Origin of the sequence: Kocuria palustris (assembly GCF_007666205.1) — a bacterium.
Classification (GTDB): Bacteria; Actinomycetota; Actinomycetes; order Actinomycetales; family Micrococcaceae; genus Kocuria; species Kocuria palustris_A.
This window is the reverse complement of record NZ_VDOR01000018.1, coordinates 1-22,295: the sequence shown is the minus strand read 5'-3', so window position 1 is coordinate 22,295 and position 22,295 is coordinate 1. Positions and strand designations below refer to the sequence as shown.

Sequence of the window (22,295 nt, the reverse complement as noted above, 5' to 3'; positions counted from 1 at the left end):
CCCCGCGGTTCTCGTGGTGGGGTGGGGGGTTGGGGGCCTTTCCCATACCCAAGGGGGGCTCTTCCGCGGGCCCGGATTGTCCTACGCGAGCACCCCCGCAGAGCAGAGCCGACTGAAACGCCGGCGGGACCTTGCGGGGCCACGGGCTCCCTCCTTTCCCTGTCCAGGGCCCACCCACACGCCCGAGCGCGTTCTCGAACACCCGGACGCTGCCGGCCGCCCCGTTCTGATGGCGCTGTGCGCAGACTGCCGGTCTGGGCTCTTCTCCGGGTGCGGCTCGTCGTCTCGTCGTCGTCCTGGCCTCGCCCGGTTCGGTCGTGCAGCCACTCATTTCGACATCGCCCGCGACGGAGCATGCCGTCGTGCCCCGGCCTGCACGGGCACCTGTCGGTGAGCTCGTCTTCCATGCCCTCGGCCGGCATCGAGCGGAGTCTGCATCCCGCGGATACGTCGGTGGGCGCTATGGCGCCCTCTCACTGCACGGCGCCCCCGTGGCGCGAGCGCGCTTGCATCGAGCGGGCACCTGCGGCGTGCGACGACTCTGCTCCGTCCACGCCGTCGGTGATCCATGGGGGCCCGAGGAAGGATCGTCGTCCCCGGGCCGAGGACGAGCGGAGGTCTCAGACGGCAAGGGCCCCGACCTCGGGAGGAGGTCGGGGCCCGCGCGGCTGCGGTCTGGTCAGGCGGCAGAGGGTTCCGGGGAGCCGGCGTCGAGGCGATCGCCGTCAGTGCTCTCGGACCGCTTGTAGAACCGGTCGATCGCCACGGCGATGGCGCCGTCGCCGGTCACGTTGGTCGCCGTGCCGATCGAGTCGATGGCCACGTAGGTGGCGATCATGATCGAGATGGCGGTCTCGTCGAACCCGAGCATGGACTGCAGGATCCCGACGGCGGCCATGATGGCGCCGCCCGGAACACCGGGCGCGGCCACCATCGTCACGCCGAGCATGAGGATGAAGCCGAAGTACTGGAGCGGATCGATCTCGATCCCGGTCAGCATCATGACCGCGGTCGAGAACAGCACGATCTTCACGGTCGAACCTGCCAGGTGGATGGTGGCGCAGAGGGGGACGGTGAAGTCGGCGACCTCCTTGCTCACGCCGTTGGTGCGTGCGGCCTGGAGGGTCACGGGAATCGTCGCCGCGGACGATGAGGTTCCCAGCGCGGTGAAGTACGCCGGGAGCATGTTCTTCAGCAGACGGAACGGGTTCTTCCCGGCGATCGCGCCCGCGATCGCGTACTGCGCGATGAGCACGACGATGGTCAGCACGAGTGCGGTGATCACGACCTTGAAGAAGGTCGTGATGACGACGCCGATCTGGCCGTTCATCGTCAGCGAGAGGAACGAGCCGAAGACGTAGACCGGCAGCAGCGGGATGACGATGCGGGTCACGATCAGCATGACGATGTCGCGCAGCTCCTCGAGTCCGCTCTTGAGGGTCGTGCCTCGCACGAGGGTGACCCCCACACCGATGCAGAATGCGAGCAGCAGGGCGGTCATGATGTCGAACGGCGGGGGCATCTCGATCGAGAAGAACGACGACAGCGACTCCTCCGACGGATCGGAGAGGCCTCCGCCGTGCGTCTCGTCGGCGAGCATCGCCGGGAACAGCGCCATCGAGGTGCCGAAGGCGAGCAGGCCGGCGCAGATCGTGGACGCATAGGCCACCGCGGCGGTGATGAGCAGCCACTTGCCCGCGCCGCGGCCGAGGTCCGCGATCGCCGGGGCCACGAGAGCCAGGATCAGCACCGGGATCAGGAATCCGAGGAAGCCGCTGAAGAGATCGTTGAAGGTCACGAAGACGCGTGCGAGGGGTTCTGGGAAGAACAGGCCGCACAGTGCGCCCAGGACGATGGCGACGACGATCCTCGCGAGCAGCGAGGTGAGGACTCGTTTGAGCATGGACGGATCTTTCATGAGGTCATGGAGGGGCCCCGGTGCGCCGTCGATGGGCCGAGGCGGAGGGGGCTGCGACCGCTGCTGCGATCGCCGGACGAGTAGACTGTGCCGTTCGAAGGCTCGAGGCCGCGTCCGATGCGGCCAACACTATTCCACAGCAGGAACGGCACGAGCCGCGGATCACATATTCGACATCGCGCGAAGCGCACCGGAGGACTGACATGGCCGAGGCCTGGTCGCACGACAGCAACGATCGCGGCAGGGACCGCAGCGGCTCCGACCGGGATCGCGGCGGGCGTGACGACGCCAGGTCCCAGCACTCCGACGGGGACCGCAGGGGAGGCCCGGCCGGCCGCGAGCGCCGCAGCTTCCGCGGGGAGGACCGCGGGGGCCGACGCGATGACAGCCGACGCGGCGGAGGCCGCGACGATCGAGCCGGCCGGGGGCGGGACGACCGCGACCGCGGCGGCCGGAACGACGGCAGTGGATACAGCCGAGGCGGCCGGGATGCCAGGGGCGGATCGCGAGGCGCCGACGATCGGCGGGATGCCTCGCCCCGCAGTGCGCCCAGCGGCGATCGAACCGGTCGCCGTCCGTTCCGCGGCGGCGATGACCGCCGGGATGTCAGCAGGGGTCGCCGAGAGTCCGGTCGTGACGGCTCCCGCTCGGGCGAGCGACGCGAGAGCTGGGGCGACCGGGGCGGGGACCGCAGGCGCGATCGCCGCGACGACCGCCGCGACGGGTCCAGGGGCGAGCGGCGCGATGATCGCCGGGGCGGCTATCGCGGCGGATCCGGTCGTGAGGACCGGCGCGACGACCGTCGCGGCCCGGGACGGACGGGCGGCGGCCGCTCGGACAGCGGCCGGGCCGACTATCGCGGCGCGGGCGGGCGCGGTGCCGATGCGCGCGGCGGGGATCGCCGAGGATTCCGGGGCGAGGACTCCCACCGCGGCCAGCGTCGTGACGACCAGCGCGGCCAGCGTCGTGACGACCAGCGCGGCCAGCGTCGCGATGGTCAGCGGGACGACAGGCGCGACGGCCGCCATGACGGCGGACGGGGTCCGCGCGGCGGACAGCACCGCCCGTCGGGTGCCTTCGAGGACCGCGGCCGCGCCGTGCGCGCGCCGCGTCCGGAGGTCGACGCCGACATCACGGGGCAGGAGCTGGACCGCGATGCGCTGTTCCAGGTCCGTGCCCTCGAGGCGGACAACGCCGAGGCCGTGGCCCAGCACCTGGTGATGGTCGCCCGCTACATCGACGACGATCCCGCCTTCGCCCTCGAGCACGCCCGCTACGCCGTGAGCCGCGCCGGCCGGGTGGCCGCTGTGCGCGAGGCCGCGGGGATCGCCGCCTACGAGACCGGGGAGTTCCACGAGGCCCTCAAGGAGCTGCGCACCTACCGGCGCATGACCGGCGACCAGGTGCACCTGCCCCTGATGGTCGACTGCGAGCGCGCCCTCGGTCGCCAGGACAAGGCGATCGAGCTCGCGACCTCCGAGGAGGCCGCCGAGCTGCCCGCGGAGTCGCGGGTGGAGCTGGCGATCGTCGTGGCGGGCATCCGCCGCGACGAGGGCGACCTGGACGGCTCGCTGAAGGCCCTGGAGATCCCGCAGCTCGATCGGAACCGCGGGTTCTCCTACAGCCCGCGCCTGTTCCGCGCCTACGGCGAGGCCCTGCGCGGGGTCGGCCGCGGTGCAGAGGCAGATGCCTGGGACCGCCAGGCCGTGGTGGCCGAGGCCGCCCTGGGCACGGGCCAGTTCGAGAACCCGGAGATCGTGGACCTGGGCGAGGACGAGATGGGCGTGGAGCTCGACTCGGCACAGGCGGCCCGGCGCGATATCGACCGGGTCTCCGACGTGGCCGGCGGCTCCGACGACGCCGAGGCCTCCGGCGCCGCCGGGACGGGCGAGGGGCAGGAGGACGAGCCCGCGCGCCGCAGCCAGCCCGGGCTGGACGACGAGGATCTGGCGCTCATGGGCGGGGAGTCCGCGGCCCCGGGGGATCTCGACGACGATGCGGATCCCTCGGAGGCCTCCGGCCCGGCCGTCGTCGAGCGCGATGCCGGCGCCGACGACGACTCGATCGTGGGCGGGGCCGAGGACGAGGCCGAGCAGGAGGACTCCTGAGATGACGCAGCGGCTGATCGACGACGTCGACGCGATCCTGGCCGATCTGGACGGCGTGGTCTACGCCGGGCCGGACGCGATCCCGCATGCCCCGGAGTCCCTGGAGCGCGCCAAGTCCGAGGGCGTGCCGGTGCTCTTCGTGACGAACAACGCCTCCCGCGCCGTCGAGACGGTCGCCGAGCATCTGAGCGAGCTCGGGGTGCAGACCCGCGGGGAGGACGTCGTGAGCTCGGCGCAGGCGGCGGCGGAGCTGCTGAGCGGTCGCCTGCCTGCGGGCGCACGGGTGCTGATCACCGGAGCTCCGGCTCTGTCCGACTACGTGGCCGAGGCGGGGCTCGCACCCGTCCGCGCCCAGTCGGACGAGCCGGTGGCCGTGGTCCAGGGCTTCGACCCCGAGATCGGGTGGGCGGATCTGGCCGAGGCGGCCTTCACCCTGGCCGACCCGTCGGTCCTGTGGATCGCGACCAACACCGACGGCTCGATCCCGCGCGAGCGCGGCATCGCACCGGGCAACGGCACTCTCGTGGATGCCGTGGCCCGGGCGACCGGGCGGAGGCCGGAGGTCGCCGGCAAGCCCGAGGCGCCGATCTTCCGCGCGGGTGCGCAGCGGCTGGGCGCCCAGCGGCCGCTCGTGGTGGGCGATCGCCTCGACACGGACATCCTGGGCGGCCATCGGGCCGGGTTCGCGACCGCTCTCGTGCTCACGGGCGTGGACACGGTGCGCACCGCCCTGGCCGCGGTCACCGACGAGCGCCCGACGCATCTGATCCGGGACCTGACGGGTCTCTTCGCACCGGCCGCGGAGATCTCCGTGGAGAGCGGGGACTCCTCGACGACGGCGAGGTGCGGGGCCGCCGAGGCCGCGGCGACGCAGGACGGGCTGCGGATCTCGGGGGACGAGGACGACCTGGACGCCTGGCGCGCCGCCTGCGCGGCCTGGTGGACGCGGCATCCTCGGGTCGACACCGCCCGGCTGCCCGAGATCGACTGGGCGACGGCGTGAGCGGCCCGCACGGCGACGCAGACCGCCGCGACCAGGACGCGATTCCGGGGGACGGCTCCACCGAGGACAGCGCCGTCGAGGGCACCCGCACGGAGCACCCCGGGGCGGACCGCGTCCTGCGCGACCTGGAAGGCCTCGAGCAGCGTCCTGTGGGGGAGCACGCCGCGGCCTACCAGCAGGCCCACGAGCGCCTGACCCGCGAGCTGGACTCCGCCGAGTCGCGCATCGCCGGTGCGCCCGGTGCCTCCGGTCCCGGCGGGGCCGCGACGTGAGGGGACCGGCGGTGTCGGCGCCCCGGGCCGCGCTCGACGCCGCGCCATGAGCACGCAGCGGCTCGATCGAGCGCTCGTGAGGCGGGGACTGGCGCGATCGCGCACCCTGGCGGCCGACTGGATCGCCGCCGGGCGGGTCAGCGTGGACGGGCGGCCCGCCGCCAAGGCCTCCCAGCCCGTCCACGAGGACGCCGTCGTGGAGGTCGCCGCGAGCGAGGGCCCCGAATATGTCAGCCGCGCCGGGCACAAGCTCGCCGGCGCCCTCGAGGCCTTCCCGGACGTGGCGGTCGCGGGGTTGCGCTGCCTGGACGCGGGGGCTTCGACCGGGGGCTTCACCGATGTGCTCCTGCGCCGCGGAGCGCGCGAGGTCGTCGCGGTGGACGTCGGGCACGGCCAGCTCGTGCCGCAGCTGCGGGAGGACCCCCGGGTGCGCGTGCACGAGGGCCTCAACCTGCGTCATATGGCCCCCGAGGACATCGGCGGGCCCGCTCAGCTCACGGTCTGCGACGTCTCCTTCATCTCCCTGACGCTCGTGATCGGCCCCTTGGCCGAGGCCACCGTGCCCGGCGGCCGCCTGCTGCTGATGGTCAAGCCCCAGTTCGAGGTCGGGGCCGGGCGGCTCGGCCGCGACGGCGTGGTGACCTCGGAGCAGCTGCGCCTCGAAGCGGTCGAGGCCGTCGCCGCCGCCGCGTCCCGGGTCGGCCTGCGCGAGCTCGGGCGCGTGCGCTCGCCGCTGCCCGGGCAGGACGGCAATCACGAGTTCTTCCTGCACCTGCTCCGACCCGCGGAGCCCTGGCGCGGGTGAGGCCCTGGGCGCCCGCACCGCGAGCTTCCGGAGCGCCGTGCCGTCACCGGGAGCACGTAGGGTGGGGCGCATGATCGACGACGACCCCGGCATGCGCACGTCCGCATCCCGGCGCATCCTGGTGCTCGCGCACATGGGACGGCCCGATGCCCGGATCGCAGCGCAGCAGACCCTGCGCCAGCTGGCCGATTCCGGCGTGGAGGGCGTGCTCACGGCCGAGGACCGCGATGCCATGCGGGCCGCTCCGGAGGTGGGGGAGCTTCCGCCGGTGGGCGTCGTCCCGGACAACTGCGCGCTGTCGGACATCGAGCTCGCCATGGTCCTGGGCGGCGACGGCTCGATCCTGCGCGCCGCGGAGGTCGTGCGCGATGTCGAGGTCCCGCTGCTCGGCGTGAACCTCGGCCACGTCGGCTTCCTCGCGGAGTCCGAGCGCGCCGGTCTGGGGGAGACCGTGCAGGCCGTGGTCGACGGCCGCTACACGGTCGAGGAGCGGATGGCCCTGGACGTCAAGGTCTGGCATGCCGGCCGGCCCGTGCTGCACACCTGGGCGCTCAACGAGGCCTCCGTGGAGAAGGGCGACCGGGAGAAGATGCTCGAGGTCGTCACGGAGGTGGACCGCCGCCCCCTGTCGTCGTTCGGCTGCGACGGCGTCATCATGGCGACCCCCACGGGCTCGACCGCCTATGCCTTCTCCGCCGGCGGGCCGGTCGTGTGGCCGGAGGTCGAGGCGCTGCTCATGGTCCCGCTGTCGCCCCACGCCCTGTTCTCGCGCCCGCTCGTGGTGTCACCGTCGTCGATGATCGCCGTCGAGGTGATGACCCGCACCGATGCCCGCGGCGTCCTGTGGTGCGACGGCCGCCGCACGGTCGAGCTGCCGCCCGGATCGCGCATCGAGGTCACCCGCGCCGAGCGGCCGGTGACGCTGACGCGGATGCATCGGACGCCGTTCTCGGAGCGGCTGGTCATGAAGTTCGGGCTCCCGACGGCCGGATGGCGCGGACCCGTCGAGCAGGACGAGGCGCGCGCGGCCACCTCGACGCTGCCGATCGTGCAGCCGGAGTACCGCAGGACGATCCGGCGCCGGGAGCCGGGCATGCCCGAGCATCTGTCCGTGGGCCAGGAGATCGCACCCGACGCCCGCGGCGAGGGCTTCTCGCCGGGGTTCGACGACGTCCCGGGAGAGGAGCGGCACCGATGATCGAGGAGATCCACATCCGCGACCTCGGCGTCATCACCGACGCCGTGCTGCCGCTGGGGCCCGGGCTGACGATCCTCTCGGGGGAGACCGGCGCCGGCAAGACGATGGTCGTCACCGCGCTGGGCATGCTCCTGGGCCGGAGGGCCGACGCGGGCGCGGTGCGCACCGGGGCCGAGAAGGCCGTGGCCGAGGCCGTCGTGACGGTGCCGGCCGATCACGCGGCGGTCGGGCTCGTGGAGGACGCCGGGGGAGACGTCGACCGCGAGGAGGACTCCGCGACCGTCCAGCTCAGCCGCACCGTGGCCGCGACCGGGCGCTCGCGGGCGCATGTGGGCGGGCGCAGCGCGCCGGTGGCCCGGCTCGGCGAGCTCGGCGAGACCCTCGTGGCCGTGCACGGGCAGTCGGATCAGCTGCGACTGACCTCGGCCGCGGCGCAGCGCCGCGCCCTGGACACGTTCGCGGCGGAGCGCGGTGCGTCGCCGAGCCGCTCCGGGCGTTCGAAGAAGGCGGCGGCCGAGGGGTCCGGGGAGTCCTTCGGGGCGCTGCTGGCGTCGTACCGCAGCGCCCTGGCGGATTTCGAGGCGGTCGAGGCCGAGCTCGTGGAGATCCGCGAGAAGGGGCGCGAACGGGCCCTGGAGGCGCAGTCGCTGCGTGCCGCGCTCGAGGAGATCGACGCCGTCGAGCCCGTGCCCGGCGAGGACGAGGCCCTCGACGCGGAGTCGCAGAAGCTCACGAGCCTCGAATCGCTGCGAGCCGCGTCCCTGACCGCGCACGCCGCGCTGTCCGGGGGCGACGAGGACCCGGAGGCGCCAGCATCCATCCTGCTCGTGGACCGCGCCCTGTCCGCTCTGGACCAGGAGGCCGACGCCGATCCCGAGCTGGCCCAGCTGGCGCAGCGCGTCCGCGAGCTGTCCGTGCTCACGAACGACGTCGCCGCCGATCTCTCGGCCTACTCGACCGGGCTCGACGAGGACGGCCCCGCCCGCCTGGCCGAGGTCGAGGCGCGCCGGGCCGCACTGCGCGGGCTCACCAAGACCTACGGCGCGGACATCGCCGAGGTGCTCGCCTTCGCCGAGACCGCCCGCACCCGCCTGGACTCCCTCGGCGACGACCCCCGGCGCGAGGAGGAGCTCGCGGCGCGGCGCGCCGAGCTGCTCGAGACGCTCGAGGCGCGCGCCGGAGAGCTCACGGCCCGGCGCCGGTCCGCCGCCGAGCATCTGGCCGCGGAGGTCGGCGCGGAGCTGAAGGCCCTGGCCATGCCCAACGCGGCGCTGATCGTCTCCGTGGAGCCCTCGGGGCGCTTCGACCGCTGGGGCAGGGACACCGTCGAACTCCTGCTGCGCGCCCACGCCGACGCGTCGCCGCGTCCGCTCGGCAAGGGCGCCTCCGGCGGCGAGCTCTCGCGCCTGATGCTCGCGCTCGAGGTCGTGCTGGCCGCCGTCGACCCGGTCCCCACGTTCGTCTTCGACGAGGTGGACTCCGGCGTGGGCGGCAAGGCCGCCCTGGAGATCGGCCGCCGGCTGAAGATGCTCGCGCAGAACGTGCAGGTGCTCGTGGTGACGCACCTGCCCCAGGTCGCGGCCTTCGCCGACGAGCACGTGCTGGTCACCAAGAGCTCCGACTCGACCGTCTCCGACGTGACGGTGCTCTCCCACGAGCAGCGCGTCATCGAGCTCGCCCGCATGCTGGCCGGCCACGAGGACTCCCAGGCCGCCCAGGAGCACGCCCGCGAGCTGCTGCGCGATGCCGCCTCGTGAGCTCCCCCCTCAGCCCCCCGCTCGCTCCAGTGATAGGCTCGAATCCCGTGGTCAACGCTCAGAATGCCGCCGCAACGGCCGGCGAAACGCAGACAGAGACCTCCGGCTCCGCCGGCAAGGTCACCCGGCAGATCTTCGTGACGGGCGGTGTCGCCTCGTCCCTGGGCAAGGGGCTGACGGCCTCCTCCCTCGGCATGATCCTCAAGGCCCGCGGCCTCAAGGTCACGATGCAGAAGCTCGATCCCTACCTCAACGTGGATCCGGGCACCATGAACCCGTTCCAGCACGGCGAGGTCTTCGTGACCGACGACGGGGCCGAGACCGATCTCGACATCGGCCACTACGAGCGCTTCCTCGACGAGGATCTCGACGCCTCCTCCAACGTGACCACCGGCCAGGTGTACTCGGCGGTGATCGCCAAGGAGCGCCGCGGCGAGTACCTGGGCCAGACGGTCCAGGTCATCCCGCACATCACCGACGAGCTCAAGGCGCGCATGCGCTGGCACGCCGACCACGTCCCCGAGGGCGAGGAGGCCCCGGACGTGATCATCACGGAGATCGGCGGCACGGTCGGCGACATCGAATCGCAGCCCTTCATCGAGGCGGCCCGCCAGGTCCGCCGTGACATCGGGCGCCGCAACGTGTTCTACCTCCATGTCTCGCTGATCCCGTTCATCGGGCCGTCGGGCGAGCTCAAGACCAAGCCGACCCAGCACTCGGTGGCCGCGCTGCGCAATCTCGGCATCCAGCCCGACGGCCTGGTGCTGCGCTGCGACCGCGAGGTCCCCGACTCCATGCGCGCCAAGGTGGGCGATGCCTGCGACGTGGACGTCGACGCCGTGATCTCGTGCGCCGATGCCCCGAGCATCTACGACATCCCCAAGACGCTGCACGGCCAGGACCTCGACGGCTACATCCTCGACTACTTCGGGGTCGAGCGCACCGAGGCCGACTTCTCGCACTGGGACCGGCTGCTGCGGGCCGTGCACGAGCCGAAGCACTACGTGACCATCGGCCTGGTCGGCAAGTACATCGATCTGCCGGACGCCTACCTGTCGGTCTCCGAGGCCCTGCGCGCCGGCGGCTTCGCCAACGACGCCCGCGTCAAGATCAAGTGGGTCGCCTCCGACCTGTGCCGGACCCCCGAGGGCGCGGCCCGCGAGCTCGGCGACGTCGACGCGATCTGCGTGCCCGGCGGCTTCGGCATCCGCGGCCTCGAGGGCAAGCTCGGCGCCCTGACGCATGCGCGCACCACGGGGCTGCCCACGCTCGGGCTGTGCCTGGGCCTGCAGTCCATGGTGATCGAGTACGCCCGCAGCGTCGTGGGGCTGGCCGATGCGTCGTCGACCGAGTTCGACTCCGGCACGGCCACCCCGGTCATCGCCACGATGGCCGAGCAGAAGGAGTTCGTGGAGGGCGGCGGCGACCTGGGCGGCACCATGCGCCTGGGCCTGTACCCCGCGGCGCTCGCCGAGGGATCGGTCGTGGCCGAGGCCTACGGCGCCACGGAGGTCCAGGAGCGCCACCGCCACCGCTACGAGGTCGGCAACGACTACCGCGATCAGCTCACCGAGGCCGGTCTGGTCATCTCGGGCACCTCGCCCGACGGCACGCTGGTCGAGTTCGTCGAGCTGCCCCGTCAGACCCATCCGTTCTACGTCTCCACGCAGGCCCATCCGGAGCTGCTCTCGCGGCCGACCAAGGCCCACCCGCTGTTCGCCGGGCTGGTCCGGGCCGGGCTCGAGCGCCAGGCCTCGCGCACCGACGAGAGCCCGGAGCTCTGAGCCGTGGAGTTCCTGGAGCTGGGCGAGGGCGAGCTCGCGGACCGGGTCGATCCGCGGCGCGTCCTGTCCTCGGAGACCGTCTACGAGGGGCGGATCTGGAACGTCGTGTCGGACCGCTTCGAGCTCTCCGACGACGGCCCGCAGATGACCCGCGACTACATCACGCATCCCGGCGCCGTCGCGGTCCTGGCCCTGGATGAGCAGGATCGCATCCTGGCCATCCGCCAGTACCGCCACCCGGTCGGGATGACGCAGTGGGAGATCCCCGCCGGGATCCTGGACCTGCAGGGCGAGCACCCCGCCGACGCCGCGCTGCGCGAGCTCGGCGAGGAGGCCGACCTCACCGCCGGGCGCCTGGACACCCTGGTCGAGTTCCACAACAGCCCGGGCTCCTCGGCCGAATCCCTGCGGATCTACCTGGCTCGGGACCTCGGCACGCTGGAGCAGGACTTCCAGCGCGAGGACGAGGAGTCCGAGATCGTGGCCGCCTGGGTGGCCCTGGACGACGCCGTGACCGCGGTGCTCGACGGCCGGCTGCACAACCCGAACCTGTGCACGGGAGTGCTCGCCGCCCACGCCGCTCGCGCCACCGGCTGGGCCGCGCTGCGCCCGGCGGACGCCGCGTGGCCGGCCCACCCGGGTCTGCGCGACTCCGACGGGGTCACGCCTGCGACCATCACGCCCCCGGATGCCCGCTGACCCCCAGGCCGCGGCGGCGCGCGATGCCGCATCCGCTCGACCGTCCGCGCTGACGCGGGCGGTCGAGCGCTATCTGCAGCACCTGGCGGTCGAGCGGGGGCTGGCGGCCAACACCCTGGCGGCCTACCGCCGGGATCTGAGCCGCTACATCCGGTTCCTGACCGGGATCGGGGACGAGCCCCATGCCCCGACGGTGGACGATCCCCGGGACGTCACAGCCGCCCATGTGAGCGCCTTCGTGCGCTGGCTGCAGCGTCCGGAGCAGGGGGAGGGCGGCGGCGCGGGCCTGGGCGCACGAAGTGCGGCCCGGGTCGTCGTGGCGGTGCGCGGAGCCCACCGCTTCTGGCTGCTCGAGGGGATCGCCGACGCCGACCCCGCGGCCCAGGTGCCGCCGCCCACGGCCGGGATGCGCCTGCCCAAGGCGATCTCCGCCGAGCGGATCGCCCGGCTGCTGGAGGCCCCCGACCCGTCGACCACCGCCGGTCTGCGGGACCGCGCCCTGCTCGAGGTGCTCTACTCCACCGGGGCCCGGGCCTCCGAGGTCATCGGCCTCGATGTGGACGACCTGTCCGCGGCGCTGCGATCGGGGGAGGAATCGTCGGGCCTGCCGTTCCTGCGTCTGTTCGGCAAGGGATCGAAGCAGCGGATGGTGCCGCTGGGGCGCCCGGCCGTGGCGGCCGTCGAGGCGTGGCTGGTGCGCGGCAGGCCCGATCTGGCGGCCAAGGGCAGGGCCGATGCCGCGGTCTTCCTCAACCAGCGCGGTGGGCGGATCAGTCGGCAGACCGTGTGGAACGCCGTGATCGGGGCCGCGGAGGCCTCTGGGCTGACGGCCGAGGGCATCGAGGTCAGCCCGCACACCCTGCGCCACTCCTTCGCCACGCACCTGCTCGAGGGCGGTGCCGACCTGCGGGTGGTCCAGGAGCTGCTGGGCCACGCCTCGGTCACGACCACGCAGGTCTACACCCTGGTCACCGCCGATTCGCTGCGCGAGGTCTGGGCCACGGCGCACCCGCGAGCGCGCTGAGCCGCCGCGGCCGCGTCAGCCGAGCGCGCGGACCAGGAAGATCTTGCCGCAGCGGGTGCCGTCGCCGGGTGCGACGAAACCGGGCAGCCGCCCGTACTCCCGGAATCCCTCGGAGGCGTAGAGGCGCTGGGCGATCTCGTTGCCCTCGCGCAGGTCGAGGGTGAGGTGCTCGATCCCCGCGCCGTCGGCCTCGGCCAGCAGCCTGCGGAGGATGCGCCGGCCCAGTCCGCGGCCGGAGGCATGCGGGGCGACCGCCAGCTTGTCGAGGTCCGCGTTCTGCCGCTGCGTCGGCGTGGCATGGCGCTGCCACCACCCGGCGCCGAGCACCTCCTGGCCCTCCAGGGCCAGGACCGCGCAGGCATCGCCCGGCGGCGCATCGGCGATGCCGCGCAGCAGGGCCTCGATCTCGTCGCGCGTCGGCGGAGCGGTCCAGCCGAGAGCCGCGCCGTCGCGCACGAGGCCGTCGAGCATGCGGGTCAGCGAGCTCAGGACCGGCCCGGACAGGGACGCAGGGCTCGCGGTGCGGATCTCGATCATGGCTGCGAGTCTACGAATCGCCGCGCCCGCCGGCGGCCCGCCCACAGGGCACGAGGGCAGGGCACGAGGACATGGCACGAGGGCCGCCCCGCCCGGCGAAGACCTGGACGGGGCGGCCCTCGTGGCGTCGCTGCTCAGGAGGCCGCGTCCGGGACGTGGCGCTCCTCGGGGCCGTTGTAGGCCGACAGCGGGCGGATCAGGGAGTTGTCCGCGCGCTGCTCCATGATGTGCGCGGTCCAGCCGGTGAGCCGGGCGCACACGAACAGCGGGGTGAACATGGGGATGTCGAAGCCCATGAGCCAGTAGGTGGGCCCCGCCGGGTAGTCGAGGTTCGGCTTGATCTGCTTGGCCTCGTCCATCGAGCGGGCCAGGCCGTTGTAGAGACCCAGGATCTCGCGGCGGTCGTAGTGGTCGAGCATGCGGAACAGGGCGTCCTGCATGGTCGGCACGCGCGAATCGCCGTTCTTGTAGACGCGGTGCCCGAAGCCCATGATCTTCTTCTTCTCTGCCAGGGCCTGGTCCATCCACTGCTTGGCGCGCTTCTCGGCGTCCTCCTCGGACTCGTCCTTGCGGATCCCGAGCTCCTCGAAGGTGTGCATGACGGCCTCGTTGGCGCCGCCGTGCAGCGGGCCCTTGAGCGCCCCGACCGCTCCGGCGACGGCGCTGTGCAGATCCGCCTGCGTCGAGGTGATGACCCGGGCCGTGAACGTCGAGGCGTTGAAGGAGTGCTCGGCGTACAGGATCATCGACACGTTGAACGCGTCGACGACCTCCGGATCGGCCTCCTCCCCGAAGGCCATCCACAGCAGGTTCTCGCTGTAGCTGAGGTCGTCGCGCGGGGAGATCGGGCCCTTGCCGTGGCGGCGGCGCTGGTCGTAGCAGACCACGGCCGGCATGGCGGCGAACAGCGTCTGGGCCTTCTCGAGCTCGGCCTCGGGGGAGTCGTCGCCCGCCTTGGGGTGCTGGGCACCCAGGACGGAGACCGCGGTGCGGCACACGTCCATGGGGTGGCAGTCCGTGGGCAGGGCGTCGATGACGGCCTTGAGCTCGGGGCTCAGGTCGCGGTGGGCGCGCTCGCGCTCCTCGAAGTCGGCCAGCTCCTGGGCCGAGGGCAGCTCCCCGTTCCACAGCAGCAGGGCCACCTCCTCGATCGAGCGCGAGGCGGCCAGCTCCTGCACGGGGTAGCCCCGGTAGAGCAGGGAGTTGGACTCGGGATTGACCTTGGAGACGGCGGTGACGTCGGCGACGACGCCCGCGAGGCCCTTGTGGACCTCCGGCTCCTGGGTGCTCTGATCTGCAGCGGTCATGACGTGCCTCCTGGGATGTCGAACGAGAAGACCTGGCTGTCGAACGTGCTGTAGCCGTCGTAGTCGACGGTCTCGTACAGGCGGGCGCGCGTCTGCATGTCGGGGACCGCGGCCACCTGGGTGCCGTCCTGGCGGATCGTGTCCAGCAGCCGCTCGACCGCGCCCATGGCCGCGCGCTGCAGGGACACGGGGTAGATCACCATGGCGACCCCGGCTGCGTGCAGCTGCTCGACCGTGAACAGCTCGGACTTGCCGAACTCGGTCATGTTCGCGAGCACCGGGACGTCCAGGGCGGAGGCGACGGCCTCGAACTCGCCGAGGTCCTTCATGGCCTCGGGGAAGATCGCGTCCGCACCGGCCTCGACGAGCGCCTGGGCGCGCTCGATCGTGGCCTCGAGGGTGTCGACGGCGCGGATGTCCGTGCGCGCCATGATGACGAAGTCGGGATCGCGGCGGGCGCCGGCGGCGGCCTGGATCCGCTGCACGGCCGTGTCCTGGTCGACGACGGCCTTGCCGTCCAGGTGGCCGCAGCGCTTGGGATTGACCTGATCCTCCAGGTGGCACCCGGAGAGGCCGGCGTTCTCCAGCTCCTGGATCGTGCGCGCGACGTTCATGGCCTCGCCGAAGCCGGTGTCGGCGTCGATCAGCGTGGGCAGATCCGTCATGCGCGCGATCTGGGCCCCGCGTCCGGCGACCTCGGTGAGCGTCGTCAGCCCGACATCGGGCAGCCCGAGCTCGTTGGCCAGGACGCCGCCGGAGATGTAGACGCCGTCGAAGCCCTTCTCCTGGATCATCGAGGTGGCCAGCGGCGTGAAGGTCCCGGGGAACTGGACGCAGCGGTCCTCGGTGAGCAGCTCGCGGAAGCGCGCGCGCTTGGCCTGGGGCGTGGTGGTCGAGTACAGCATCAGAAGATCCCCTCGGCTCCGGTGGACAGCTCGGCGGCGGCCGTCAGGTTGAGCGCGCCCAGATCGCCCGCGGCCAGATCCGGCAGCTCCTGGACGGCCTGGAGGAAGCGCTCGAGCTCGGAGTCGGCCACGACCCCGTCGGCCAGTGTGCGCAGCTTGGCGATGTACTGCTCCCGGGCGAACGGACGCGCCCCGAGCGGGTGGGCATCGGCCACGGCGATCTCCTCGACGATCCGGGTGCCGTCCGTCAGGGCGATCTCCGCCCGGCCGCCGAAGGCCTTCTCGGAGATGTCGAGGGAGTGGTAGCGCCGCGTCCACTCCGGGTCCTCCTGCGTGGTCACCTTCTGCCACAGCTCCACGGTGTCCGGGCGGCCGGCGCGCTCGGGAGCGTAGGAGTCCGCGTGATGCCATCCGCCGTCCTGCAGCGCGACGGTGAAGATGTAGGGGATCGAGTGGTCCAGGGTCTCGCGCGAGGCGCGGGGATCGTACTTCTGCGGGTCCTGGGCACCGGAGCCGATCACGTAGTGCGTGTGATGCGACGTGTGCAGCACGATCGAGGCGACGTTCCCCGGGTCGGCGAGCTCCGGGTGCTCCTCGTGCAGGCGGCGCGCGAGGTCGATCCAGGCCTGCGCCTGGTACTCGGCCGAGTGCTCCTTGGTGTAGGTGTCCAGGATCCCCTGCTTGGCCTCGCCCGGGCCGGGCAGGGGGACCTCGTAGGAGGCGTCCTTGCCGTCGAGCAGCCAGGCGATCACGCCGTCCTCGCCCTCCCAGATGGGGGTCGGCGAGGTCTGCCCGCGCATGGCGCGGTCGACGGCCTCGACCGCCATCTTGCCGGCGAACGCGGGGGCGTGGGCCTTCCACGTCGAGATCTCGCCCTTGCGGGACTGCCGGGTGGCGGTCGTCGTGTGCAGGGCCTGCCCGATCGCGTGGTAGATGACCTCTCGGTCCAGGCCCAGCAGGGTGCCGATGCCCGCGGCGGCCGACGGGCCCAGGTGCGCCACGTGGTCGATCTTGTGGGCGTGCAGGCAGATGGACTTGGTCAGATCGACCTGGATCTCGTAGCCGGTCGCGATGCCGCGGACGAGCTCGGCGCCGCCGGCGCCCATGTGCTGGGCGACGGCCAGGATCGGCGGGATGTTGTCGCCGGGGTGGGAGTACTCGGCGGCCAGGAAGGTGTCGTGGAAGTCCAGCTCGCGCACGGCCACGCCGTTGGCCCAGGCGGCCCACTCGGGGGAGACGGTCACGGACGGGTCCTTGCCGTAGAGCTGCGCGCCGCGCGCGCCCTCGGCCGGGCGGTGGCGCAGGGCCTGGTCCCGGGCGGAGATGATCGGTCCGCGCTCGAGGGAGGCCATGGCCACGGAGGCGTTGTCGATGATGCGGTTGATCACCATGTCGGTCACCTCGGGGGTGACCTCGACGGGGTCTGCGGCCACCTCGGCGACCTTCCAGGCCAGCTGCTCCTCGCGGGGCAGCTGGGCTGACGACGGATGCACCTTGACGGTGTGGTTGACGGTCATGACGTCCTCTCGACGGTGCGAGCCGGCGCTGCCGGCTCGGCCTGTGCGGTGGTGGGGTGGTCGGGATGCGGGGTCTCGTGCTGCCGATCGCCGTCGTGCCGGGCGTCGGACTTGTCCAGGGCGGCCTGGAGGGCGTGGTGCAGGTGCAGGCGCACGGCGGCCTCGGCGAGCTGCTCGGAGCCGGAGGAGATGGCGCGGGCGATGCTCGCGTGCTCGCGGGCGGCCGCGGCCAGCCGGGAGGGGTCGTGCGCCGAGAGCCGGCGGATGCGGATGAGCTGCGTGCGCACGGCCGCCAGCGTGGAGTCCAGCCACCGGTTGTCGGCGGCGCGGTCGATGGTGCGGTCCATGCGCTCCACGAGGTCGAAGTAGGCGGGGGTGTCGCGGCCGTCCTCGAGCCGCAGGGTCACGCCCTCGAGCTCGACGGCCAGGTCGGCGAACGCCCCGGCGTGCCCGCGGCGGGCGGCCAGGCGGGCGGCCTGGACCTCGAGGGCCTCCCGGACCTCGAACAGCGGCAGCAGGTCGTCGGTCGACACGGGGGTCACGGACGTGCCGCGGCCCGAGGACTGCTCCGCCAGGCCGTCGGCCACGAGCAGGCCCAGGGCCTCCCGGACCGGTGTGCGAGAGGTCCCGAAGCGCTGGGCGATCTCGACCTCGGCCAGGGGCAGCCCGGGGGCGAGATCGCCGTCGAGGATCTCGGTGCGCAGCTGCTCGTACACGCGCTGTCCTGCTCGCACGGCCGCCCTCCTGTCCTGTCCTCGCCGGATGCCCGTCCCGATGCCGTCGACCGGGGCCTGCTGAGCCCCGGATCACATCGGTGCTTCCAATGTATACACAGCGCAGTGAATCTGCGCCAGATCCTGCGCCGATTCCGTGCGAATCGGGCGCAATGTATACACAGGGGTGTTGCTCCGTGATCCAGGTCACTAGAATCGGCGGCAGTCGACCCGCAGCTCGCCCTCGGACCGCGGCATCGGATCGGCATCGGATCGGCGCCGGACCATCGACCGGACCGGCAGGCAGCGCACGGCCCCGGGCAGAGCACGAGAGGAACCCTCATGAGTCAGCACACGGCACAGGAACCCCGCAGGCATCCCCTGCCCGGAGACGGCACCTACGCCCGGGCCTGGACGCGCAGCGTCGAGGACCGGGAGGGCTTCTGGCTCGAGGCGGCCGAGGCCGTCGACTGGATCCGGCCGCCGCGCCGGGCGCTGGACGAGTCGCAGGCGCCGCTGTACCGGTGGTTCCCGGACGCCTCCCTGAACACGTGCGCCAACGCGGTGGACCGCCATGTGGAGGCCGGGCGCGGGGACCAGCCGGCGATCATCCATGACTCCGGGGTCCAGGGCACCCAGGAGGTCATCACCTACGCCCAGCTGCAGGAGAGGGTGGCCGCGGCCGCCGGGGCGCTGCGCTCGCTGGGGGTCGAGAAGGGCGATCGGGTGCTGATCTACCTCCCGATGATCCCGGAGGCCCTGGTCTCCATGCTGGCCTGCGCCCGCCTGGGCGCCGTCCACTCGGTGGTCTTCGGCGGCTTCGCCCCGCGCGAGCTCGCCGTGCGGATCGACGACTGCTCGCCGCGCGTGGTCATCACGGCCTCGGGCGGCATCGAGCCCAAGCGGCGGATCGAGTACCTGCCGGCCGTCGAGCAGTCCGTCCAGCTGGCCCGGCAGCGTCCGTCGTCGGTGCTGGTCGTCCACCGCGACGGCTTCGAGCACGACGTCGCCGCCATGAGCGAGCGCGCGGAGGTCGAGGGGCTCGAGTGGGTCGACTGGCAGGAGGCCGTGGACGCGGCCGAGCCCGCCGATCCCGTCGAGGTCGCGGCCACCGACCCGCTCTACATCCTCTACACCTCGGGCACCACGGGAACCCCCAAGGGCGTCGTGCGCGACAACGGCGGCCATGCGGTGGCCCTCACCTGGTCCATGAAGCACATCTACGACATCGGCCCGGGGCAGGTCATGTGCACCGCCTCCGACGTCGGCTGGGTGGTCGGCCACTCCTACATCGTGTACGGGCCGCTGCTGGCCGGGGCCACGACCGTGCTCTACGAGGGCAAGCCCGTGGGCACGCCGGATGCGGGCGCGTTCTGGCGGATCATCGCCGATCACGGGGTCTCCGCGTTCTTCACCGCCCCCACGGCGCTGCGGGCCATCCGCCGCCAGGACCCGGAGGGCGCGCTGGCCGGCGAATACGACCTCTCCACGCTGCAGGCCCTGTTCGTGGCCGGCGAGCGGCTGGACCCGGAGACCTGGAGCTGGGCGGGCAGGGTCCTGGACGTGCCCGTCGTGGACCACTGGTGGCAGACCGAGACCGGGTGGGCCATCTGCGGCAACCTCATGGGCCTGGAGCAGCTGCCGCTGAAGTCCGGCTCGCCCACCGTGCCGATCCCCGGCTACGACCTCGAGATCCTGGATCCCGTGGGGGAGCCGCTGCCCGTGGGGGAGGAGGGCAGCATCGCGGTCCGGCTGCCGCTGCCCCCGGGCACGCTGGCCACGCTGTGGGGCAGCGACGAGCGCTTCCGCGGCGCCTACCTGGAGGCCTTCCCCGGGTACTACGCGACCGGCGACTCCGGGCGCATGGACGAGGACGGCTACGTCTACGTCATGGGCCGCACCGACGACGTCATCAACGTCTCCGGACACCGCCTGTCCACCGGCGCGCTCGAGCAGACCCTGGCCCAGCACCCCGCGGTGGCCGAGTGCGCCGTGATCGGCCTGGCCGACGAGCTCAAGGGCCAGCGTCCCGCCGGCTACGTCGTGATCAAGCAGGGCGCAGACATCGAGGAGGACCAGCTGCGCCAGGAGCTCATCGACCTGGTGCGCCGCGAGGTCGGTGCGGTCGCGGATCTCAAGCAGATCGAGGTCGTGGACGGGCTGCCGAAGACGCGCTCCGGCAAGATCCTGCGCAAGACCATGCGGCAGATGGCCGACGGGGAGGACGCCCCCGTGCCCTCGACCATCGAGGACCCGTCGGTGCTGGAGGCCCTGGGGCCTGTGCTGCGCGGGCGTTGAGGTCCGGGATCCAGGGCCCAGCGGTGGCGGGCGCGGGGCGCGAAGCGGCCTGGGCTGCGCGGCCCGCTCAGCCGTCGTGAGCGCGGTACTCCATCTCCGGGCGGCCCACGGTGCCGCGGCGTGCCCGGCGCTCGGCGCTTCCGGCCTCGGTGAGGTGCTCCAGGTAGCGCCGGGCCGTCACACGGGAGATGCCCGCCCGGGCGGCCAGCTCGGCGGCCGACTGCCAGGGCAGCATTGCCAGCTCCTGGGCCACGCGCTCCAGGGTCTCGGGGGCCAGCCCCTTGGGGCTGTCGGCGGAGGCGAGGGGCCGCAGGCGCGCCAGTGCGCGGTCGATCGCCTCCTGGTCGAGCGGCTGCCCACCGCGCAGGCTCGTGCGGTGGCGGTGATAGGCGGCCAGCCGGCTCAGCAGCTGCTCGCGAGAAAAGGGCTTCACGAGGTAACCGACGACCCCCAGTGAGGCGGCGGCGCGCACCGTCTCCGCGTTGCGGTGGGCCGTCACCGCCAGGATGTCCACGTCCTCCCCGGCGGCGCGCAGGTGCCGGGCGACGTCGATGCCCGTGGCATCCGGGAGGTTCACGTCCAGCAGCAGCAGGTCGGCGGGCCGCCCGTCGCGGCGCAGCGAGCGCACGGCCCGCAGCGCCTCGGCGGCCGTGGCCGCCCGGCCCACGGCCTCGAACCCGGGGGCCTGCCGCACGAAGCGCAGATGCGCCTCCCGAGTCAGGGCCTCGTCCTCGACCACGACGACGCGCAGCGGCGCACTCATATTCGGGCCCCCGACGATCGTCCCGCCGAAGCCTGCGCCGAGACCTCCGTCGAGGCCTGCGGGAAGCTGAGCACGAAGGCCGTGCCGCCGTCGTCGATGACCTCGATCTGCCCGCCGTGGCGCTGCACGATCTCGCCCACCAAGGCCAGCCCCACGCCGTGCCCGCCGACCGTGGTCGCATCCTTGGAGGACACGCCGCGTACGAAGATCTGCTTCCGCAGCGACGGGTCGATGCCCGGGCCCGAGTCCGCGACGCTGAGGACCGTTGCGCCGTCGTCGCGCGTGATCTCGACCTCCACCAGGGGCTGTGCGCCACTGGGGGAGGCAGCGGCCTCGATCGCATTGTCGAGGAGGTTGCCGACCACGGTCACTGTCTCCGAGGCGCTCAGCGGCAGCCCGGAGCCGCCGTCCGAGGCATGGACCTCCAGCCGGACTCCGCGCTCGTGGGCTGCCGAGGCCTTGCCGACCAGCAGGGCCGTGAGCACGGGGTCCTCGATGCCTGACCCGAGGTCCCCGGCCAGGCTCAGGGTGCGCCACTGATCCTCAGTGGCGAAACGCCTCGCCTGCTCCGGTTCGTCGAGCTCCAGCAGGGCGACGATCGTGTGCATCCGATTCGCATGCTCATGGGTCTGCGAGCGCAGGGCCTGGGCCATTGTGGTGGTCGCGCGCAGCTGTCCGGACAGCCGGGTGAGCTCGGTGTGATCGCGCAGGATCGCAACCATCCCGTTCGACGGCGCGGACGCGTGCAGCAGGGAGACGATCAGGGTGCGCTCGCCGCACACGATCCACTGCTCGTGGACCTCCTGCCGCTCTGTCAGCAGGTCCAGCAGCGGTGGTGTCAGGTCCGTCGACGCCAGGGGCATGCCCCGGCGGCGTCGCCGGCCGGCCCATCGGTAGATGAGGCTGCGCCCGTCCGGCTGCCGCAGAGCCTCCAGGGCAGACTCCGCCAGGCCCAGCAGCTCGCGGGCCCGGGGGTTGGCGAGCGTGAGCCGGTCGTCCTCGATCAGTAGCAGGCCCTGGGCAGCCTGCTCGAGAACGGCGTCCTGCACGGAGACGGCCTCGGCGAGCTCGTCGGGCGTTCGTCCGCCGGTGCGCCTCCAGAGGTAGCGGGCCAGGGGCAGGTGCGCTGCCGCCCCCGCCGCCAGCACCGCCAGCGCCATGCCGATCAGCAGCGGGGCCTCCGCCCATACCTCGTCGGCGGTGTGCTCGATCAGCACTCCCGTCGACACCAGGGCCACGATCTCCCCGTCCTCATCGCGCACCGGAGCGGTGGTGCGGGCCGAAAGGCCGAGCTGGCCGCGCTCGGTCGAGGTCCTGACCTGCCCGCTACGCGCTTCCTCGATCGAGCCGCGGAAGCGCTGCCCGACCATCTCCGGGCGCGGATGGGTCCATCGGATGCCCTCCGGCGACATGATGGTCACCCAGTCCAGCTCGGTGTCGCGCACCAGGTCATCGGCCAGCGGCTGCAGCTCGGCGTGGGGGTCATCCGCGGCCGCCTGCTCGATCACGAACGGGTCGTCGGCCAGCGCCATGGACATCGTGCGGCTGATCTCGCGGGCCCGCTCGTCGGCATCCTGGGCAGCGCGCTGGATCAGGACGGCGGCGAACACGGCCGTGAGTGCCAGGACTAGCTGTTGTGGGTCATGAGGTTCTTGGCGCGGGTGCGTCGATGAGATGAGGAACGGGC

Annotated in this window: 19 protein-coding genes; 10 read left to right on the top strand and 9 right to left on the bottom strand. The window is 72.8% G+C overall.

What is annotated here, in order from left to right; genetic code table 11:
- Positions 1-679: 679 nt before the first annotated feature.
- Entirely contained in the window at positions 680-1,918 is a 1,239-nt protein-coding gene (locus tag FSY66_RS11685) for a dicarboxylate/amino acid:cation symporter (protein WP_260853667.1), read from the bottom strand.
- Positions 1,915-2,979: a hypothetical protein gene (locus FSY66_RS12625; RefSeq protein WP_186304558.1), complete on the bottom strand. Its 1,065-nt coding sequence runs from the start codon at positions 2,977-2,979 to the stop codon at positions 1,915-1,917. The genes FSY66_RS11685 and FSY66_RS12625 overlap by 4 nt, the downstream gene beginning before the upstream one ends.
- 36 nt (positions 2,980-3,015) lie before the next feature.
- On the opposite strand from FSY66_RS12625, the gene FSY66_RS11680 reads away from it, so the two are divergent.
- The 9 genes from FSY66_RS11680 to FSY66_RS11640 all read left to right on the top strand — a co-directional run bounded on the left by FSY66_RS11680 (position 3,016) and on the right by FSY66_RS11640 (position 12,568).
- Complete coding sequence (locus FSY66_RS11680) at positions 3,016-4,026, top strand: hypothetical protein (protein ID WP_144795158.1); 1,011 nt, start codon at positions 3,016-3,018, stop codon at positions 4,024-4,026.
- A 1-nt stretch (position 4,027) separates the two neighbouring features.
- Entirely contained in the window at positions 4,028-5,029 is a 1,002-nt protein-coding gene (locus FSY66_RS11675) for an HAD-IIA family hydrolase (protein ID WP_144795156.1), read from the top strand.
- Positions 5,026-5,301, top strand: coding sequence for a hypothetical protein (locus FSY66_RS11670; RefSeq protein WP_144795154.1), 276 nt, complete (start codon positions 5,026-5,028; stop codon positions 5,299-5,301). Before FSY66_RS11675 ends, FSY66_RS11670 begins: the two co-directional genes overlap by 4 nt.
- A gap of 46 nt (positions 5,302-5,347) precedes the next feature.
- Positions 5,348-6,106 (top strand): TlyA family RNA methyltransferase, encoded by a 759-nt coding sequence (locus tag FSY66_RS11665; protein ID WP_144795152.1) that lies wholly within the window; start codon positions 5,348-5,350, stop codon positions 6,104-6,106.
- A 70-nt stretch (positions 6,107-6,176) separates the two neighbouring features.
- The gene (locus FSY66_RS11660; protein WP_144795150.1) at positions 6,177-7,304 is read left to right on the top strand and encodes an NAD kinase; all 1,128 of its coding nucleotides are present in this window, start codon (positions 6,177-6,179) and stop codon (positions 7,302-7,304) included.
- Positions 7,301-9,061, top strand: coding sequence for a DNA repair protein RecN (gene recN / locus FSY66_RS11655; protein WP_144795148.1), 1,761 nt, complete (start codon positions 7,301-7,303; stop codon positions 9,059-9,061). Before FSY66_RS11660 ends, recN begins: the two co-directional genes overlap by 4 nt.
- 47 nt (positions 9,062-9,108) lie before the next feature.
- Positions 9,109-10,845 (top strand): CTP synthase, encoded by a 1,737-nt coding sequence (locus FSY66_RS11650; RefSeq protein ID WP_313955556.1) that lies wholly within the window; start codon positions 9,109-9,111, stop codon positions 10,843-10,845.
- Positions 10,846-10,848: 3 nt separating this feature from the next.
- Positions 10,849-11,544: an NUDIX domain-containing protein gene (locus FSY66_RS11645; RefSeq protein WP_144795144.1), complete on the top strand. Its 696-nt coding sequence runs from the start codon at positions 10,849-10,851 to the stop codon at positions 11,542-11,544.
- The gene (locus FSY66_RS11640; RefSeq protein WP_144795142.1) at positions 11,534-12,568 is read left to right on the top strand and encodes a site-specific tyrosine recombinase XerD; all 1,035 of its coding nucleotides are present in this window, start codon (positions 11,534-11,536) and stop codon (positions 12,566-12,568) included. Before FSY66_RS11645 ends, FSY66_RS11640 begins: the two co-directional genes overlap by 11 nt.
- Positions 12,569-12,583: 15 nt before the next feature.
- Here FSY66_RS11640 and FSY66_RS11635 read toward each other — a convergent pair whose 3' ends face one another.
- The 5 genes from FSY66_RS11635 to FSY66_RS11615 all read right to left on the bottom strand — a co-directional run bounded on the left by FSY66_RS11635 (position 12,584) and on the right by FSY66_RS11615 (position 17,568).
- Positions 12,584-13,105 carry a GNAT family N-acetyltransferase gene (locus FSY66_RS11635; RefSeq protein ID WP_144795140.1) on the bottom strand — a complete coding sequence of 174 codons (522 nt, stop codon included), beginning with the start codon at positions 13,103-13,105 and terminating at the stop codon, positions 12,584-12,586.
- Positions 13,106-13,239: 134 nt separating this feature from the next.
- Complete coding sequence (locus tag FSY66_RS11630; protein WP_144795138.1) at positions 13,240-14,412, bottom strand: bifunctional 2-methylcitrate synthase/citrate synthase; 1,173 nt, start codon at positions 14,410-14,412, stop codon at positions 13,240-13,242.
- Positions 14,409-15,317: a methylisocitrate lyase gene (prpB, locus tag FSY66_RS11625; RefSeq protein WP_144795136.1), complete on the bottom strand. Its 909-nt coding sequence runs from the start codon at positions 15,315-15,317 to the stop codon at positions 14,409-14,411. Before prpB ends, FSY66_RS11630 begins: the two co-directional genes overlap by 4 nt.
- Positions 15,317-16,834 carry an MmgE/PrpD family protein gene (locus FSY66_RS11620; RefSeq protein WP_144795134.1) on the bottom strand — a complete coding sequence of 506 codons (1,518 nt, stop codon included), beginning with the start codon at positions 16,832-16,834 and terminating at the stop codon, positions 15,317-15,319. The genes prpB and FSY66_RS11620 overlap by 1 nt, the downstream gene beginning before the upstream one ends.
- The gene (locus FSY66_RS11615; protein WP_144795132.1) at positions 16,831-17,568 is read right to left on the bottom strand and encodes a GntR family transcriptional regulator; all 738 of its coding nucleotides are present in this window, start codon (positions 17,566-17,568) and stop codon (positions 16,831-16,833) included. Before FSY66_RS11615 ends, FSY66_RS11620 begins: the two co-directional genes overlap by 4 nt.
- 321 nt (positions 17,569-17,889) lie before the next feature.
- Between FSY66_RS11615 and FSY66_RS11610 the strand changes: the two genes are divergently transcribed.
- Positions 17,890-19,845 carry an AMP-binding protein gene (locus FSY66_RS11610; RefSeq protein ID WP_144795130.1) on the top strand — a complete coding sequence of 652 codons (1,956 nt, stop codon included), beginning with the start codon at positions 17,890-17,892 and terminating at the stop codon, positions 19,843-19,845.
- A gap of 67 nt (positions 19,846-19,912) precedes the next feature.
- Here the strand turns inward: FSY66_RS11610 and FSY66_RS11605 are convergent, their stop codons facing one another.
- Both FSY66_RS11605 and FSY66_RS11600 read right to left on the bottom strand, forming a co-directional pair.
- Positions 19,913-20,608 carry a response regulator gene (locus FSY66_RS11605; RefSeq protein ID WP_144795128.1) on the bottom strand — a complete coding sequence of 232 codons (696 nt, stop codon included), beginning with the start codon at positions 20,606-20,608 and terminating at the stop codon, positions 19,913-19,915.
- The coding region (locus FSY66_RS11600) for a sensor histidine kinase (protein ID WP_144795126.1) at positions 20,605-22,295 on the bottom strand (1,691 nt) is incomplete at its 5' end. The genes FSY66_RS11600 and FSY66_RS11605, both read right to left, overlap by 4 nt.